Source organism: Kitasatospora fiedleri (assembly GCF_948472415.1).
Classification (GTDB): Bacteria; Actinomycetota; Actinomycetes; order Streptomycetales; family Streptomycetaceae; genus Kitasatospora; species Kitasatospora fiedleri.
Genome location: NZ_OX419519.1, coordinates 1,075,660 through 1,091,783 on the forward strand (window position 1 = coordinate 1,075,660; position 16,124 = coordinate 1,091,783).

General features: G+C 71.4%; 9 protein-coding genes and 7 pseudogenes. 8 read left to right on the forward strand and 8 right to left on the reverse strand.

What is annotated here, in order from left to right:
- Positions 1 to 494 precede the first annotated feature (494 nt).
- Together QMQ26_RS38150 and QMQ26_RS05280 are read left to right on the forward strand one after the other, a co-directional pair.
- A pseudogene (locus tag QMQ26_RS38150) lies at positions 495 to 1,237 on the forward strand (serine/threonine-protein kinase); the annotation flags it as partial.
- A gap of 582 nt (positions 1,238 to 1,819) precedes the next feature.
- The gene (locus tag QMQ26_RS05280; protein ID WP_282204927.1) at positions 1,820 to 2,113 is read left to right on the forward strand and encodes a hypothetical protein; all 294 of its coding nucleotides are present in this window, start codon (positions 1,820 to 1,822) and stop codon (positions 2,111 to 2,113) included.
- Between the two features lie 40 nt (positions 2,114 to 2,153).
- Here the strand turns inward: QMQ26_RS05280 and QMQ26_RS05285 are convergent.
- From QMQ26_RS05285 to QMQ26_RS05310, 6 genes and pseudogenes are all read right to left on the reverse strand, one after another.
- Positions 2,154 to 2,593 (reverse strand): annotated as a pseudogene (locus QMQ26_RS05285) (flavodoxin family protein); the annotation flags it as partial.
- Between the two features lie 486 nt (positions 2,594 to 3,079).
- Positions 3,080 to 4,954 carry a tetratricopeptide repeat-containing protein kinase family protein gene (locus tag QMQ26_RS37340; RefSeq protein ID WP_318552262.1) on the reverse strand — a complete coding sequence of 625 codons (1,875 nt, stop codon included), beginning with the start codon at positions 4,952 to 4,954 and terminating at the stop codon, positions 3,080 to 3,082.
- Positions 4,955 to 5,095: 141 nt separating this feature from the next.
- Positions 5,096 to 6,241: pseudogene (locus QMQ26_RS05295) on the reverse strand (SAV_2336 N-terminal domain-related protein); the annotation flags it as partial.
- Between the two features lie 230 nt (positions 6,242 to 6,471).
- Positions 6,472 to 7,454 (reverse strand): annotated as a pseudogene (locus QMQ26_RS05300) (AAA family ATPase).
- Positions 7,451 to 9,610, reverse strand: coding sequence for a VMAP-C domain-containing protein (locus QMQ26_RS05305; protein WP_282204928.1), 2,160 nt, complete (start codon positions 9,608 to 9,610; stop codon positions 7,451 to 7,453). The pseudogene QMQ26_RS05300 and the gene QMQ26_RS05305 overlap by 4 nt, the downstream one beginning before the upstream one ends.
- Before the next feature lies 1 nt (position 9,611).
- A complete protein-coding gene (locus QMQ26_RS05310) occupies positions 9,612 to 9,926 on the reverse strand; it encodes a trypco2 family protein (protein WP_282204929.1) in 315 nt (104 codons plus the stop codon).
- A 124-nt stretch (positions 9,927 to 10,050) separates the two neighbouring features.
- Between QMQ26_RS05310 and QMQ26_RS05315 the strand changes: the two are divergent.
- The 3 genes and pseudogenes from QMQ26_RS05315 to QMQ26_RS05325 form a co-directional block, all read left to right on the forward strand.
- Positions 10,051 to 10,365: pseudogene (locus QMQ26_RS05315) on the forward strand (type I restriction-modification system subunit M N-terminal domain-containing protein); the annotation flags it as partial.
- Between the two features lie 272 nt (positions 10,366 to 10,637).
- Positions 10,638 to 11,635: pseudogene (locus QMQ26_RS05320) on the forward strand (N-6 DNA methylase).
- 263 nt (positions 11,636 to 11,898) lie between these two features.
- Positions 11,899 to 13,311, forward strand: coding sequence for an AlbA family DNA-binding domain-containing protein (locus QMQ26_RS05325; RefSeq protein WP_282204930.1), 1,413 nt, complete (start codon positions 11,899 to 11,901; stop codon positions 13,309 to 13,311).
- An 89-nt stretch (positions 13,312 to 13,400) separates the two neighbouring features.
- On the opposite strand, the pseudogene QMQ26_RS05330 reads toward QMQ26_RS05325, so the two are convergent.
- Positions 13,401 to 13,652 (reverse strand): annotated as a pseudogene (locus QMQ26_RS05330) (flavodoxin family protein); the annotation flags it as partial.
- A 204-nt stretch (positions 13,653 to 13,856) separates the two neighbouring features.
- On the opposite strand from QMQ26_RS05330, the gene QMQ26_RS05335 reads away from it, so the two are divergent.
- Positions 13,857 to 14,351: a glutathione peroxidase gene (locus tag QMQ26_RS05335; protein ID WP_282204931.1), complete on the forward strand. Its 495-nt coding sequence runs from the start codon at positions 13,857 to 13,859 to the stop codon at positions 14,349 to 14,351.
- A 160-nt stretch (positions 14,352 to 14,511) separates the two neighbouring features.
- Positions 14,512 to 15,096 (forward strand): isochorismatase family protein, encoded by a 585-nt coding sequence (locus QMQ26_RS05340; protein ID WP_282204932.1) that lies wholly within the window; start codon positions 14,512 to 14,514, stop codon positions 15,094 to 15,096.
- A 112-nt stretch (positions 15,097 to 15,208) separates the two neighbouring features.
- On the opposite strand, the gene QMQ26_RS05345 is transcribed toward QMQ26_RS05340, so the two are convergent.
- Positions 15,209 to 15,451, reverse strand: a complete 243-nt coding sequence (locus QMQ26_RS05345; protein ID WP_282204933.1) for a hypothetical protein — start codon at positions 15,449 to 15,451, stop codon at positions 15,209 to 15,211.
- A 238-nt stretch (positions 15,452 to 15,689) separates the two neighbouring features.
- Here QMQ26_RS05345 and QMQ26_RS05350 point away from each other — a divergent pair, with 238 nt between their 5' ends.
- On the forward strand, positions 15,690 to 16,082 hold the full coding sequence (locus QMQ26_RS05350) for a YkvA family protein (protein ID WP_282204934.1): 393 nt from the start codon (positions 15,690 to 15,692) through the stop codon (positions 16,080 to 16,082).
- Positions 16,083 to 16,124 lie beyond the last annotated feature (42 nt).

Consider the following 16,124-nt stretch of genomic DNA (forward strand, 5'->3'; position numbering starts at 1 on the left):
GGAGCGGTCACCACAGGATGTCGTGAGGGTCGGGTCAGGAGGGCACCACGACGTCGGCCTTCATACATGATCTTGCTCCAAGCCAGTTATTAAGGATCATCCTATAAGCGACGTGCGCGAATCGCCCTCCGGGCGGAACCGACGGACCCTCCCGCCACCGCCTCCGGCCCCGGGCGATTGCACCCCGGTCCTCGTCCTTCGGGAACGCGTTCTCCGGGCGAAGGCGACCAGCGCTGTCAACGAGGAGAAGGAGAACGATGGGTTCCCCAAGGCCCGATCCGCCCGGCCACGAGCGCCGGAGTGCGGAAGGTGCAGGCGGAGGCGGTCGAGGCGCTCCCGACGTCCGGACCGGGTCGGCCCGGGTGCGCCCGCAGCGAGGCGGTCGCACGCGTCCCGGCTGCGGGCCGGGCATCACGCCGTCCATCGGGGGTACGCGCCGACGGACCACGGCCCATCGGCACGGTGCGGTCGGCCATCCGGCGACGGAGAGTGGCATGAGCGTGACAACAGAGGACACCGGCGGCACGGCGCTGTTCGCCGACCGGTACCGGATCGAAGGCACCCTCGGCGAGGGAGGCGCCGCCGAAGTGCTGCGGGCCGTCGACCTGCGCCTGGGCCGGGACGTCGCGCTGAAGGTCCTGCGCCACGGCGTCCCCGAGGACTTCGCTCGTCGGTTCACCGCCGAAGCACGGACACTGGCCGGCCTCCAGCACCATGGCGTGGTCGCGGTCTACGACCACGGCAGCACCGGCGACCGCCCCTACCTCGTCCTGGAACTCGTGGACGGACGACGCTGGCCGAGGTGCTGCGCACGTCACCGCTGTCCCCCTCCACCACGCTCCGGCTCGGCCGGGAACTCGCTCGAACCCTCGCCTTCGTCCACGCCCACGGCGTCGTCCACCGCGACGTCAAACCGTCCAACGTCCTGATCGACGCGTCCGGAACCCCCCGGCTCACGGACTTCGGCATCGCGCGCCGCCCCTCGGACGAGTACGCCGAGGACGCCGACGCGACCAGGACCGGCTTCGTCGTCGGCACGCCCGCCTACCTGGCACCGGAGCAGATCCGTGGCGAGGGCGCCCGGCCGCCCGCCGACGTCTACGCCCTGGGCCTGCTGCTGATCGAGTGCCTCACCGGACAGCGCGCCTACCCGGGCGGCCCCATGGAGGCGGCGGTGGCCCGCCTCCTGCACTCCCCCACCGTTCCCCCGGGCACACCCGCGCCACTCGCCCGGACCCTACGCGCCATGACCCGGACGGACCCCGCGGCCCGCCCGACCGCCGCGGCCTGCGCGGACCTGCTCGACCCCCGAACGGCCACCGCCCCGACGCCGAACACCGAACCCCCGCGCGCCGGTACACCACCCGGCGCAAGCGCATCGCCCTGTCCGCGGGAACGGTCGGCCTGCTGCTCGCCGCCGGAGCCGGAAGCATGGCCTTCGGCACGGGACACCCTGCGGGACCGTCCGCACAGCACCCGCAGAACACCTCCCCCTCCGCCCCGACACCCCCGCCCACCCCTACGCCCTCCCCCTCCTCCCCGACACCCGTGCCCACCACCGCACCCGCGCCGGCACCGGCGGCCGACACCACCGTTGACCGCACGTCATCCGGGTCGGCCCCGCGGGTCGCGCCACCGCCCGGGCCCGCCGCACCGGCCGGACCTGCGGAAGCACCCCACGACAAGGGCCCGAAGAAGGAGAAGAAGGACGAGAAACCGCCCCACAAGGGGCAGAAGCCGTGACAGGACACCGGTGACCCCACCCGTCCCGCCCGGAACGCGGCGCGCCGGACATCTCCACGCCCCGGCGCCCCGTCAGGTGAGCTCTTCACCCCGGTACTCGGCCCGGCCCCCCACCACGAGGTACCGCGCGCTCGGCTCGGCCGTCCTGGACGAGCTGCTGCGCGCCGTCGCCGACGAAGCCGCCCTCGGCGACGGCCTGACCGTCCCGCTCGCCGGCCTCACCGCGAACAGCGCCGACCGCGCCGACGTCCACCAGTGGCTGAGCGACATCCGGGTCTTCGACGGGGCCCGCGCCCTGACCGTCGCCGATCTCGCCACCGCCGTCATCACCAACGCAGCCGCCGATTCTCCCTCGCCGTCGCGGCCGTGAGCGCATCGCCGGCCAGGACCACCAGGTCCGACGAAGAGCCCTACCGGTGCTCGGGGTTCTCGAAGTCGAAGCGGCAGCCGGCGTCCCACGCGGAACGCTGGTTGCCGTGGGCCGGGAGGCCGCCGGCGTCCTTGAGCATCCGGGCCAGGTGCAGCTGGTTCCAGTCATGAAGGTCACGTTGCGATTGGTGAAGTCGTTCTCGGGGCCGCCGGAGCCCTCGTCCAGGTAGGACGGCCCCGGCCCGGCCTCGCCGACCCAGGCCGCGTCGGCCTGCGGCGGGATCGTGAAGCCCAGGTGCTGGAGGCTGTAGAGCACGTTCATCGCGCAGTGCTTGGCCCCGTCCTCGTTACCGGTGATCAGGCAACCGCCGACCCGGCCGTAGTAGGCGTACTGGCCACGGTCGTTGAGGACGGACGAGCAGGCGTAGAGCCGCTCGATCACCCGCTTCATGACGGAAGAGTTGTCGCCGAGCCAGACCGGCGGAACACTCTGGCACCTTACCTGACCTGCAGAGTAGAAGGTGCAGAGCTACGCACGCCGCTTCCGTATACCGAGAGGCAGACTCATGCGGCGAACGAGCAACGCACCTCACGCATCGACGCCGGTCCGGAGCCGAGCCAGCGAAGGAATCCCCGCACGGGAGCAGGACATCATCGGCGGCAACTTCTCCTTCATCGTGGGATCATCCCGCGCGCGGTCCCCTTCCACCTTCTACAACGGATCGCCGAGCGACGCCGCAGCGAGGTGATGGTCACCTTTCAACCTTCGTTCCTCGTCCGCTTCGCAGAGACGGGTCAGGTGGCGATGCAGTACTCGGCATGAGCCAGCGTGTTCCGGAAGTTCCCGGACCCGGGCGCCGATGGAGCGGAGCAACTCCGTCACCGCGTCGGCGGTCCGGGTGCCGAAGTCCTCAGGTCCGTACGGGCCGCTCGGCCGTTAGGAGGAGACAGCGACGTCGGTCCGAAGTCACGCGCCGCTCGGGGCAGCGTCGTCCAACCATGTCCCGATCCGTTGGGAGGCCTGGAACGCATCACCGTGTCGGTGGTCCGGCGTCCCGGTCAGCGCGCGCCAGATCGCCAGACCTTCCGCGTGCGCCACGCGGGCGTCCTCGTATCGGCCCATGGAGCCGAGCCGAACGGCGAGGTTGTCGAGGGCCGTGGCGAGTTCGGGCAGTCCGGCACCGCGCTCCTGCTGCACTGCCTCCCGGTACAGCGCCACAGCTTCCGTGGCTGTGTCGAGAGCGTCCGTCGCGAGCCCTGCGTCGCCCAGTCGGTTCGCGAGGTTGTTCAGCGCCCTGGCCCGGTCCGACCGGATTCGCCACACGTCGGGCAGGGACGGCGAGCGGTACAGGTCCTCGGCTTCGCGGGCCAAGTCTAAGGCCTCCGCCGTTCGCCCCGCCTCGGCCAGCAGGTTCGAGCAGTTGGTCAGGGCGAGCGCGAGGTCGGAATGGTGCGACTCCGGTTCTGACAAGCGCGCCTCCCGGTGAAGGGCGACCGCCTCGGCGATGGCCTCCTGCGCCTCGCCCAAGCGGCCTGCGGCACCCAGGCGGACCGCCAGGTTGTTCAAGGACCGTGCAAGCTCGGACCGGAAGACGTGGGGATCGCGTTCGGCGAGCCGGCGGAAGATCCCGATGGCTTCGGCACCGGCGGCTTCTGCCGCCTCCGGTCGACTCGCCTCGGCCGAGCGGTCGGCCAAGGCGTTCAGTGCTCGGGCCAGCGCAGGCTGGAAGCGCTGCGCGTCCTGGCTCGCCAGCGTCCGCAGCCGGTCCACCTCCCGTTGCACGCCTGCGAGGCAATCCACTTGGGGACCCGACTCCGGCGGGGCCGCGGTGACCCGGTCGAAGTCTGCGATCAGGTCGGCGGCGGGCGGGCGGGCCGCCGGGTCGTCGCTCAGGCACCTCCACAGGAGCCAGGCGAGGTCGGGGTCGACGTCTGAGTCGGCGAGGGCCGCCATGGTGGCGGAATCGGGCCGGACCTCGTGCCACCGGCCGGTGGCGAGAGCGATCAACACCGCACCCACCGAATACATGTCCCCCTCAACCGTCGGGCCCGGCCCGACCGCGACAATCACCTCCGCTGTCCGATCGCGCGGGTTCTCCGGGTACTGCGTGAGGGGCCCGTCCTTCACGTACAGCCGGTTCCGTTGGAAGCCCGGCCGGTAGCGGCTGTGCGCACCGTCGACCGAGGCCGTGATCCAGCCGATCAGCTGGACTCCGTCGTCGGTTGCCAGTACGGCCCTCGGGGTCAGGGCGCCGTGCACCAGACCCAATCGGTGAGCCCGGTGCACGGCGGCGGCCAGGCTGCGGCCGATCTGCCCGAAGCGTTCGGCCGTGACGGGACCGCGGCTTCTCTCGTACACGTCCTGCAGGTTCGGCGCCGGCGCCATGATGGCACCGGTGCTGGCCTGGAGGCAGGCGGCGGCCAGCCACGGGGCGTCCCGGCCCGGGGCCGCGTGCCAGTCGAGCAGCGCAGGGGCGGAGACTCCCGCCATGCGATGCAGGCAGGCGGCCTCGGTGCGGATGAGTTCGCGGGCCTGCTCCGGGTCGTCCTCGAACAGGCGCTCCGTGGTGCGTACGGTGGCCAGCTCGCCGTTCGGTCCCCATGCCAGGTAGAGCGACAGCGCGCCCCACCCGCTGTGGTTGCGTGCGAAGAGGTCGAACGCACCGAGGCGCGCGGGGTCGGTGGGCGAGGTCGGCGACCAGTCGGGCGACAACGCGCTCAGCTCGTGGTCGGGGCCCGCGGCCCCGTCGGCGGCGGCTGTGGTCCTGGGCCCGATGGGTTCGACGTCGGCCGTCGGGCCAGCCGGGGGTACCCCGAGGTGGACGAGCAGGCGGTCGGTCATCCAACCGAAGGACGGCTCGCCGTCCGTGATCAGCGCGGAGCCGCCGGGGTGGCCGACCCAGGCTGGGAAGTCCGGGGACCGGCCGACGGAGGCTTCCAGGAGGTCCGCGACCGTCCGGGTGGTGCGCAGTAGTTCGTGCGGCGCGAGTGCTCCCAGCAGTCCGCGCCGGATGTGCGGCGCGAAGTCGAACTGGCGCTGATGCGGAAGCAGTTCCGTCGCGGGCGGGTTGGTCTGGTGCATCAGTCCGCCGAGGAAGACCTCTGCCAGGTGTCCGCCGTCGGTCGGTGGGCCCAGTGCGCTGCGCACCAGTCGCATTACCGGTGGGGTGATGGGTGCGACGGCCGCGAGATGCGCGGCGAGCCGGTAGGCCTCCGGCGATGCGGCGGCCCTGAACCGCAGGACGGGGTCCGTTTCGCCCTCGGACGGTACGGCGGAGCCCGGCGCCGGCGTATCGCTCCACAGCGGGAGCAGCGCCGAGGCGCCCGGCGCGGCGAGGAGCCGCGCCCAGGTGGCGATCGCGGCGGGCGCCGGTTCGAGGACCGGTACCGGGACGGGGGCGAAGTCGGCCAGCCCTGGAGGAAGGATCGGGTCGGCGACCTGCCACTGGGCGGTCGGGCCGCCACGGCGGTGCGATCTCACGTGCCACGTTCGGGCGGCGATTCCGGAGCCGCGCCAGAGGCGAGTGGGCAGCACGTGCACGATGGCGGTCGGGCCGCGGCGGGCCCACAGGTCGACGGCCTGTCGCATCCGACCGTCCCGCCAGGCCTCGCCGACGCCGTCGCTGACGATCAGCACCAGGGTGTCTCCCGTGGGGTCGCTCAGGCTCACGGGTGGCCGGTGCGGCCCGCTGTCCCGGTAGGGTCGGGCGCTGAGCAGCGGTGCCCTGCTGGTCCGGGTGTCGAGTCCGTAGACCCTAACGTCGCGGAACGCGCCCGCTCGTTCCATCAGTTTGCGGAGGTCCGAGGCCAGTCGCTGCCACAGGAACATGGAGACACCGTCGTCGATGACCAGCGCGAGGGAGAGCCAGCGGTCTCGTTGCGGTCTGGTGGTCGTGATCGGCAGTCCGGTCTCCGCCATGGCGGCCACTGTCCGGGCGAGGTCGAGTTCGGGTCGGCGGTGGTTCGGGAAACGCTGACGCAAGGGACGCAGCGACCGGCCGGAGCGGCGTTCGCCGACGTCTACCGAAGGGGTGTCCGGCACGCGGACGCCGTGTGCCGTGGTAGGCACGACGACCGGTGGGCGCTGTTTCGCGCCGACGTGCAGCGGCCGTTCGGGCGAACTGGGTTCGAGTTCTGGGGTGGGGCGCGGGTCCGTGTCCGGCGGGTCGGGGGCACGGGTGTGGTCACCTCGGAGCGGGGGTGGGTGACGGGCCCGGGGTCAGTGCCGGCGGCTGCCCTGGCCACGGGGCCGGTGCCCCTTGGCAGTGTTCTGGCGAGCCAGAGCGCGTCGAGGAGTTCTTCCGCGGCGAGGTCCACGCCGCTGTTGGCCAGTACCTCCGTCAGCCGTCCGAGCATGTGTCAGACCGCTCCGCCGAGCTGGTGCAGTACGGCCTCCAGCAGGCGTCCGGCGTCGAGGTCGACGCCGCTCTGCCGCAGGAAGACGGCATTCAGCAGCTGGTCTGTGGCGAGCTCGCCCGGTGCTCGGCGGCCGAGGAACTGGGCGATGAGGTCGTCGATCTCGCCCAGGGCGTTCGGGCCGAGATGAGCGGTGACGATGTCGCGCAGGCGCTGCTCGTCGGGCTCGGGCAGGTCGAGCCGGACACAGCGTCGCAGGAAGGCGGGCGGGAAGTCGCGCTCCCCGTTGCTGGTGATCACCACGACGGGGAACTCGGTGCAGCGGATCCGTCCGCGGCTGACCGCGACCGGGCGGTCGAGGTCGTCGGTCTGGACGTCCACGGGGGCGTTGCCGTCGATCAGGCGGACGAGTTCCGGGATGGTGAACTCGCCTTCCTCGAACACTGTCAGCAGGTCGTTGGGGAGATCGACATCACCCTTGTCCAGTTCGTCGATCAGCAGGACCCGCGGGCGGTCCTGCGGCACGAGGGCGTTGCCCAGCGGGCCGAGCTGCAGGTACTGGCCGACGTCGGGTTCCCGGCCCTGGCCGTCGCGTCGGAGATTGGCCTCGCGGAGGCGGCCGACGGCGTCGTACTGGTAGAGGGCGTCCTGCAGGGTGGACCGGCTGTTCACGGGCCAGTGGAGGACCCGTCCGAGGCGGAGCTCGTGCGCGATGGCGTAGGCCAGCGAGGACTTGCCGGTGCCCGGGTGCCCAGTCACCAGCAGTGGCCGGCGCAGGTGGAGGGCCGCGTTGACGATATCCACCTCGTCGGGGCCGATGAGGTACGGCCGAGGTGCGGGGGCGGCGGACTCCGCCGTCCCGAACCGCCGCCACGGCGGGGCCGGGGGAAGGCAGTCGCCCTGATCGTTCCGTCGCCCCGAAACAGCTTCCAGGCGTTTTCGGGCCTGTCGGCCCCGCCGCTGGCACCGGGTTCAATGATGGTCATGTGGCGTGTGTCCTTCCAGGGTCCGTCAGATGCAGCGGTTCGGGCTGTGGGGTCCCGTTGCCGTCCTCCCAGACGAGGGACGGGCGGGCCGGGGCGGCTTCGGGTCGGACGAAGGTCGCGCCCCGGAAGGCCCGAAGGCGCTCGGCAAGGTCGGGCAGCGGACCGACCGGTTCGAGTCGGCCGAGTTTGTCGGCGTCCTCGAAGCAGGCGGCCTGGCGGTCCCACAGGATGACCGGTACGCCCAAGGCCAGACAGTACGTCAGCATGGTCGTGCGCTGTTCGGGAGGACCGTGCAGGACCACCCGGGCGGTGTCCCGGTGGTCCGTCTCGAGACGGTGGCGAAGTTGGTCGGCGGTCGCGGTGGTGTGGTCGGTGGTGAGCGCCGCTGACGATCCGGCGGCCCACCGGCGCCGCTGGTCGGCGTCGCGCCGCCTGACGATCTCGCTGATCTCCGGACAGCTCATCGTGACGCGGTAGTCCACGCCGATCGGCTGGCCCGGGAGCAGCTCGTTGGGCGCGCCCGGGTTCCACTCGTCGACGGCGACGTGCAGCCCCTGCCGGTCGACGACGACGGTCACCCAGGGCACGCCCATTCCCCAACTGGGTTCGGCGTCCACGGACTCCACCGCGTCCTGCAGGCAGCGGGCGATCTGCTCCGGGGTCCGCGGCACCGTCTCCGGCTCGTGCAGGACGGTGCGCGTGCCGTCCTGTCGGACCAGCAAGATCCGGCAGGTGTAGCGCTCGTCGGCGGACCCGGGGACCCCGGTCAGCTCCATGACCACTCGGCTGACCGGTGACAGCGACCTGGCCGCCCACTGGCGGGCGTCGGCACGGCGCTCACCGAGCGCCGTCAGGTGGATGCCGGTGCGGCGCGCCACCGTGTCGGACCAGGTACGCAGTTGGTCGCCGGTGGCCGCGTCGACGGCGGCCGCGACGTACTCGACCACCCTCACCAGGGCTGGCACCGACGGTGTGCCCACCGGCCCCTGTTCGCCGTCGGGCATCGCCTCCAGCCCCTCGACCGCGGCCCTCAGGTCGTCGGCCGAGAACCCGGGCCGGGTCAGCGACTCCGGGAGGACCGCGTAGCGCAGCGCCTCGCGCGACGCGTGCGGCAGCAGCGCGGGACGCTCCTTGGCGACCCGGCCCAGCAAATCCAGCAGGCGGTCGTGCTCATCGATCGACAGCAGGGGGGAGCCCTGCAGCGCCCGGGCTCGGACCAGTAGCCGGGCCACCTCCTCGCGGTGGTCCGGGCGCAGCGCCGCCACCAGAGTGCCGCTGAGCGAGGCGAGTCCGCGCGGGTGCGCGGTGACCATGGCTGTCAGGCGTTCGATCGACGGCTGCTCGCCGTACGGGATCCGGTAGCCGAACTTGTCGGCCAGCGAGCGGTACTGGGCGACCTGGGCTGCCGCCTCGGGGACCCACTGCCACAGAGCCCGCTCGATCTCGCGCTCCCAGTCCGTGTACTGGGCCGCCGGGCGCTCCGCGGGCAGCGCCGCCCCGATGTCGACCAGCTGCGGCGGTCCGGCGGCGTACTCGGCTAGCACCGGTCCGAAAAACCCGTCCGCCAGGAGGGCCTGAGCCGAGCACGCACGCAGCCGCCCGGTTCCAAACGATCCGCCCGCCCGGACCACCACACCGACCAGGTGGTCCTCGCAGAACACCGCGGCCCCGGAGGCCCCCGCCCACGGTGTCGTCCGGTCGGCCCGGGAGTCGGGCACCGGATCCTGGTCCAGCACGTAGTGGCGCTCGGAGCCGGAGGAAAGTGGCGGGAGCTCCCCGCGCAGGTGCTCAACCTCGCGCTCGTCAACGAGACTGGCCAGCGGGAAGCCGAGCCCTTCGTACCGCAGCGGGGCCTGGCCGACGGGCCGGCCCCAGCTCACGGTTCCCTCGATGCCGGTGTCCGCGTCGAGCAGCACCAGGGCGACGTCCAGGCTCGGGTGCTTCCAGACCTCCGCCGCCGCGCCGTTCAGCATCCCGCCGCGGTTGGGATGCCCCACCCGCACGCGGACCTCCGGCCAGCGCGAACCGCTCTCGCCGTCGACCAGGACATGACGGGCGGTCAGTACCAGTCGAGGGGCGACCAGGTAACCGGACCCCACGCTCCGTTGCTGCCCCGCCGTACCGGTGCGGATCAGCGCCAGTCTGCGCGGATCCATCTCAGCCCTCGGTCCAGGCCCTGGTGTCGTTGTGGCTGATCTCCGGGTTGGCATCACCGGCGGCACGGTCGCGGATCGCGAGCTTCAGCGTCAGCTTGTGCGTCCGGACCGTGGCATGCTCGCCGGCTGCCCCCACAGCGGCGACGCCGAATGTCAGCTTTCCATCGGCCTTGCCGGTGTTCCGCAGCTCCAGCAGGAGTTCCAACTGGGCCTCGTTCACGACGAAACCGAACTGCTCACCAGCACTCCGGTCCTGAGCCTCGTAGAGCTCCTGCCGCAGCTCCTCGAGCGCCGCAGCCAACCCGATCTCCGTCATTCCCGCCCCCAGTGGTGCATGCCGCTCCGCGGCGGAGCCTGACCTGGCGCCACGTTACAGCGCGTCCGAAGGGTATCGTCAAGCGGCGGTCGGAGGTCCTGACGGCGTGAGGAGGTACCCGTCGATGCCCGCTTCCCCTGCGGACCTGAACCGCTTGTTGTGGTCGGCAGCGGACGCCCTCCGCGGCAGCTTCAACGCGAGCCAGTACAAGCACATCATCCTGTCGGTGGTCTTCCTGAAGTCCCTCTCCGAGGCCTTCACGGAACGACGCGCCGCCGTGGCGGCCGAGCTCCACGCGCTCGGGATCGAAGGGGAACAGTTCGACGAGTTCCTGGAGGACCCGGACGAGTACACCTCAGTCGGCGTCGCCTGGCTCCCGCCCGCCGCGCGTTGGTCGGAGATCACCGCCGGGCGGCCGGCCGCCGAGACGGGCACCCGGCTCAACGAGGCGCTCGCAGCCATCGCTGTGGCCGTGCCCGCACTCGCCGACGCGTTGCCGCGGCCCTTCCCGCTCGGCAGCGCTGAACAGCGGGCCCTGGCCGAGGTCGTGCGACTGGTCGGCGGAGCGCGGTTCAACACCGCCGCGGCCTGGTCATCGCGGGACGACTACGCTCTCCCAGACTTCTATTCCGACCTGCTGGCTGGCTTCGCGGAGGCCGAGGGCCGTCAGGGCGGCGAGTTCTTCACCCCGGCTGGATCGGCCAATGGCTCGTGGAGCTCCTGGAACCGGTCCGTGGAGAGGTCTACGACCCGGCCTGCGGCGCGGGCGGCATGCTGCTCCAAGCTGCATCCTTCGCCCGGGCCCATGGCGCGGATCCGGCGGACATCACCCTTTTCGGTCAGGAGGTCAACGAGCAGACCGCGCTGCTGGCCCGGATGAACCTCACCGTTCACGGCTTCGAAGGCACCAGCCAGCGGATTTCCCGGGGCAACTCACTGACGGACGACCGTCATCACGACAGGCAGTTCGACTTCGTCTTGAGCCATCCGCCGTTCGATCTCCGCCACGTGCAGGTCCACCGGGACGATCCCCGGTGGGAGTTCGGCGTCCCCCGACAAGCAACGCCAACTACGCCTGGCTCCAGGACGCGGTCTCCAAACTGAACAGCCAGGGAACGGCGTGTGTGGTCCTGACGGACAACTCCCTAGTACCCACGACCGACAACGAGCGCCGGATCCGGCAAGGGCTGATCGAAGCGGACCTGGTGGCAGCGGTCGTGGCGCTCCCCGCCGGCGTGTTCATCAGCACCAAGGCTCCCACCTGCTGCTGGATCCTGGCGAAGGACAAGTCCCGGATCGGCGGGCACCGCACGGACCGCAGGGGCCAGGTCCTCCTCGTCGACGCGCAGTACATGGAAACGCACACCTCGCCTGCCCTACGTGAGCTGCGCACAGACGAGATCTCACGGATCTACCACTCCTGGCGGGGCACCGGGTCCGGACCGGATCCCGACGGGCCGTACCGCGATCTGCCGGGCCGCTGCGTCTCGGTCAGCACGCCGACACTTCGCGACCGCGGCTATGCCCTCACCCCTGCCCACTATGTCCTCCCCGGCAGCACGGCGCCCGCAGGCATCTACCGGTCCCGGCGACCAGGAATCTTTATGGGCTGTTCAACTGACCCGCCGGACATCCGGGCGGTGGGCTGCGGTGCCGAGGTCCGGGCGCGTGGCCATCGGGGTCAGTCCTGGCGGCGCGGTGGAGGCTAGCTCATCCGGTTGGCGGCGGCCGGCGCCGCCTCGACGCAGGCAACCGAAGCGGACATCTGGGACACCGTCCGCCACTTTCCAGGCAGTGGCTGACGTGGCTCACCAGCCCCAGCTCGGATAGCTGCGCCACTGATCAGCTCTCAAGCATTTGCCAATCTTCACCTTGACCTCGACGATCAACGGCGTCAGCTAGCCTCGGCTACCACTGGTAGCCTCGGAACCGGAACCACAGGGCCGCATGACGTCTTACCCGAGGTGACCGGATGTTCGACCTCCGCCTGCGCACCCTGCTCGGTGTCCATCGCCTCCAGGACGCGACCTGGGAGCAACTGCTCAGTCTGAAGGACAACGAGAACGCCGCCGAGGGCCCGGACATCGACTACAAGGCCGGCCCCGTGCCTTACGGGCGGGGCACCGAGGGCGCAGGCGAGTTCGTCAAAGACGTCTTGGCGCTCGCCAACACCTCGGGCGGAGTCCTGGTCCTCGGGATGGCAGAGGATCGCACTACCTCCATCCCCACAGTTCCGGTGCCGGTCCAGCTGACCGACCAGGCCCGCAAGCAGTACAACGAGTACCTCGCCCAGCGGGCCGAACCGAACGTCGAGTGCGTCATCCACTTCGTCCCGAAGGAACCCGGAGGCACGGAAGGCATCATGCTGGTCGCCGTGCCGCCGAGCGCGCATGCCCCACACGCGGTAATCGGCACGCGCGACCTGCGGGACGGCACACTTCGCTACCCCTGGCGCAATGACAACCAGGTAGCTTTCATGAACCCAACCAGGGTGAAGAGCACCATCATGGCCTCCATGACTGCCACTGCTGCCCGCCAGGACGTCCTCCGAGGAGCGGAGCACGACATCCGCAATGCCGCATACCTCGGCTACCCGATCATGTCGGTGACCCTTATCCCCGACATTCCCGGCTCCTTCTCTGTCAACAAGGCGAGCCTGGAAGACTTCGCCCAAGAGACTAAGGGTCCGTTCATCTGGAACGGGGCCGATCTCTTGCCACACACCTCTGTCGGCCCCCGACGGCTCACAGCGTCCGACGCCGAGATGAAGGGCCGTCACATCGTCCACTTGCACTCGGACGGCAGCGGCGCATGGGGTTCCAAGGTGCGGCTGGCGCACATCCTCGACCGCTTTGATGACGAAGCGACTGATTCTGTCCCTTGCTGGGACAGCCGACGCATCGCCGAGGCAGCCCTGGAAAAAACCTGGTACCTCGCTCGTCACGCGGTTGATCGTGCTGGTGCGGCTGGCACCGCCACCCTCCAGATCACGCTCTTCTGCGCCCCTGCAGAGCGCATGCCTCTGGGCGGGGGCAGCCATCCGGTTACCCTTGGCCCCCACGCCCACAGTGATGTCACTGGCAGCGCCAGTATCCTCCTGGACAACGTCGTCGAAGGCGGCCGCGACCTGGTTGCAGGAACTGCCGCAGCCCTCGCTGACCTCTACCAACACTTCGGGTTGTTGAAGCCGAGGAGATCACGCTGGACGGCAAGATCATCCCCTCGAAGTGGCCCGAGCACGAACGGGTATACGTCGAAAGGTGGGCAGCTTCAGCGGGCGTCGAGGCCGTCTGACAGGGTCAGGCGGCGCAGCACGCCCCGGCTTCCCAACGTCAGCACCGGGTTGGTCCGGCCGAAAATCCCGTCTACTGTCTCGCCTCGTTGAGCAGATTGACCGAACGCTGCGCCAACGGCGGCGAATTCGGCCCCCGATCACCCGCATGGCCAGCACCGATAACAGGTATCACCGAATCAGACCGGGCCGGCCAGGGTGAGGATGTCGGCGTCCATGAGCCGGGAGTAGAGGACGGGCCACTCGTCGGTGTCCCAGCCGTGGTCGGTCATGTCGGGCCAGACGCCGGTGGCGATGTCGTGGTCGACGGCGCGGATCTCGTCGACCCGGACGCCCTGGCGGCGCAGGATGCCGGCGCTGAGGTCGATGAGGCCCTGGGTGTGGCTGCGTTCGGGGCTGCGCTTGAGGGTGCAGTTGAGGAAGACCGCCCGCAGGTCGGAGTACTAGGTCATCGCCGTCCGTCCGTTCGTCTCGCCGCTGTTCCGGTGGCCCATCGGACCACGCGGGCCGCCGTCCGGCGGGGACCCTCCGCCGGACGGCGCAGCGGCCGAGGTGTCGGGCGTCCCGGCGTCCGGGCCCGGACGGGGGGTAGGTTCGGGGGCGTTGGTGTGTCGTCGTACAGGAAGCAGGTTCAGGTCATGGTGGATTCGCTGTTCGATCTCCCGATCCGGACGCTGGCGGGCGAGCCGTCCTCGCTGGGCGAGTACCGGGGCAAGGTGCTGCTGCTGGTGAACGTGGCGTCCAAGTGCGGTCTGACGCCGCAGTACTCGGGTCTGGAGCAGTTGCAGAAGACGTACGGGGAGCGCGGGTTCACCGTGCTCGGGTTCCCGTGCAACCAGTTCATGGGGCAGGAGCCGGGGTCGGCGGAGGAGATCCAGGAGTTCTGCTCGACCACGTACGGGGTGTCGTTCCCGCTGTTCGAGAAGATCGACGTGAACGGGGCGGAGCGCCACCCGCTGTACGCGCGGCTGACCGAGGTCCCGGACGGGGCGGGCGAGGCCGGGGACGTGCAGTGGAACTTCGAGAAGTTCCTGGTGTCGGCGGACGGCGAGGTGGTCGGGCGGTTCCGGCCGCGGACCGAGCCGGAGTCGGCGGAGCTGGTGGCCGCGATCGAGGCGCAGCTCGGCGGCTGAGCGGGGCGGCCGGGGCCGGGCGGCGCCCGGCCGGACGGCAGGTCCGGGGCCCGGACGGTCCGGCGGTTCGAACTGTACAGGTAACCTGCACAGTGGAACTGGACAGTCCGGGCTCCGGCCTGTCCGCACGCCCTCCCGCCCCTCCCCCGAAAGGTCCGCCGTGTCCGTCACCGCGCTCGACCCGACCACCGCCCTGGTCGTCATCGACCTCCAGCAGGGCATCCTCGCCATCCCCGGCGCCCCGTACCCCACCACCGAGGTGCTGGAGCGCAGCGTCGCGCTCGCCCGGGCGTTCCGCGCCGCCAAGCTGCCGGTGGTGCTGGTGCGGGTGTCCTTCGCCGCCGACGGCGGGGACGTGCCGCCCGGCCGCACCGAGCAGAACCGTTCCGGCGGCGGGGCCGCCCGCCCCGAGGACTGGGACCGGCTCTCCGCCGAGCTGCACGACCCGTCCGACCTGGTCGTCACCAAGCACAACTGGGGCGCCTTCCACGGCACCGACCTGGACGTGCAGCTGCGCCGCCGGGGCGTCACCCAGATCGTGCTGACCGGCATCGCCACCAGCATGGGGGTCGAGTCCACCGCCCGGGCCGCGCACGAGCACGGCTACCACGTGACGCCGGTGGTGGACGCGATGACCGACATGGACCCGGAGGCCCACCGCAACAGCGTGGAGCGGATCTTCCCGCGGCTGGGCGAGACCGGCACCACCGAGGAGGTCCTGGCGCTGCTGGCCGCGGGCCGCTGACGTCCGGACGCGGCGGAGCCCGCACCCGCCGACCCCCGCGAGGGCCGGTGGGTGCGGGCTCCGCCGCGTCGGGTCGGGCTCCGCCGGGGCGGGTCGGGCTCCGCCGCGTCGGTCAGGCTTCGCCGGGGCGCCAGGCGGGCCACTCCCAGGGGCGGTCGTCCCAGTGCACCCGGGCGGGGTCGCGCGGGTCGAGGTCGGGGAAGTGGTGGCGCACCTCGGGTTCGAACTCCTCGGGGGCGAGCGGCTTCCAGCCCTCCCCCTGGAAGTGGACCAGCCGGTAGCGGCTGTCGGTGCGGAACTCGGCGACCCGGACCAGGGGCTCCTCGGTGCTGCTGCTGTTCGTGTGGCTCGTCATGCGGCCAGCATCGGCCGGGCCGCGGCGCGACGCACGCCCGCTCCGCCACCCGCAGCGTGTCGCGCCACCCCGAGCGCCGCCGCGGGCGCCTTCGCGGGCACCGCCCCGAGCGCCGTCGCGGGCACCGCCCCGAGCACAGCCCGAGCGCCCCCGGAGCGTGGGCGGCGTCCCGTACCGTGGAGGGTCGGCAGCGGAACGGCCCGGCAGCGGAGTCGGCCGGACGTGCGGGGAGGACCGGATGGGCAAGGGACGGGGCAAGGGCGGCACCGGCGGCGGGGCCCGGGTGCGCGGACTGGACGGGGTGGCGGTGACACGCTCGGCGTGGGGGCTGTACCGGGAGACCCGGCGGCCGGGCGCGCCCGGGCTCGGGGCGCGGGTGCGGGCGCTGCCGCGGCTGCTGCGGGACGCGCTGACCGGCCGCTACCCGGGGGTCGGGCCGGGGAAGCTGGCGGCGCTGACGGTGGCGGTGGGGGTGTACCTGCTCAGCCCGGTGGACGCGGTGCCGGACTTCCTGCCGGTGATCGGCTGGGGTGACGACACGGCGCTGCTGCTGTGGTTCCTGATGGGGCTGACCCGGGAGTCGGGCCGGTACGTGGAGTGGGCCGGGAGCCGATCGCATCGCAATGATTGACCTTCGCTCCGCAAGAATCTGACATCTGTAAGAAATTTCTAC

What these genes read in the sequence shown, in the direction of transcription:
- QMQ26_RS37340 (WP_318552262.1), bottom strand. Translation starts at nt 4,954, where the DNA reads ATGACCGACCGCCTGCTCGTCCACCTCGGGGTACCCCCGGCTGGCCCG.
- QMQ26_RS05305 (WP_282204928.1), bottom strand. Translation starts at nt 9,610, where the DNA reads ATGGATCCGCGCAGACTGGCGCTGATCCGCACCGGTACGGCGGGGCAG.
- QMQ26_RS05310 (WP_282204929.1), bottom strand. Translation starts at nt 9,926, where the DNA reads ATGACGGAGATCGGGTTGGCTGCGGCGCTCGAGGAGCTGCGGCAGGAG.
- QMQ26_RS05325 (WP_282204930.1), top strand. Translation starts at nt 11,899, where the DNA reads ATGTTCGACCTCCGCCTGCGCACCCTGCTCGGTGTCCATCGCCTCCAG.
- QMQ26_RS05335 (WP_282204931.1), top strand. Translation starts at nt 13,857, where the DNA reads ATGGTGGATTCGCTGTTCGATCTCCCGATCCGGACGCTGGCGGGCGAG.
- QMQ26_RS05345 (WP_282204933.1), bottom strand. Translation starts at nt 15,451, where the DNA reads ATGACGAGCCACACGAACAGCAGCAGCACCGAGGAGCCCCTGGTCCGG.
- QMQ26_RS05350 (WP_282204934.1), top strand. Translation starts at nt 15,690, where the DNA reads ATGGGCAAGGGACGGGGCAAGGGCGGCACCGGCGGCGGGGCCCGGGTG.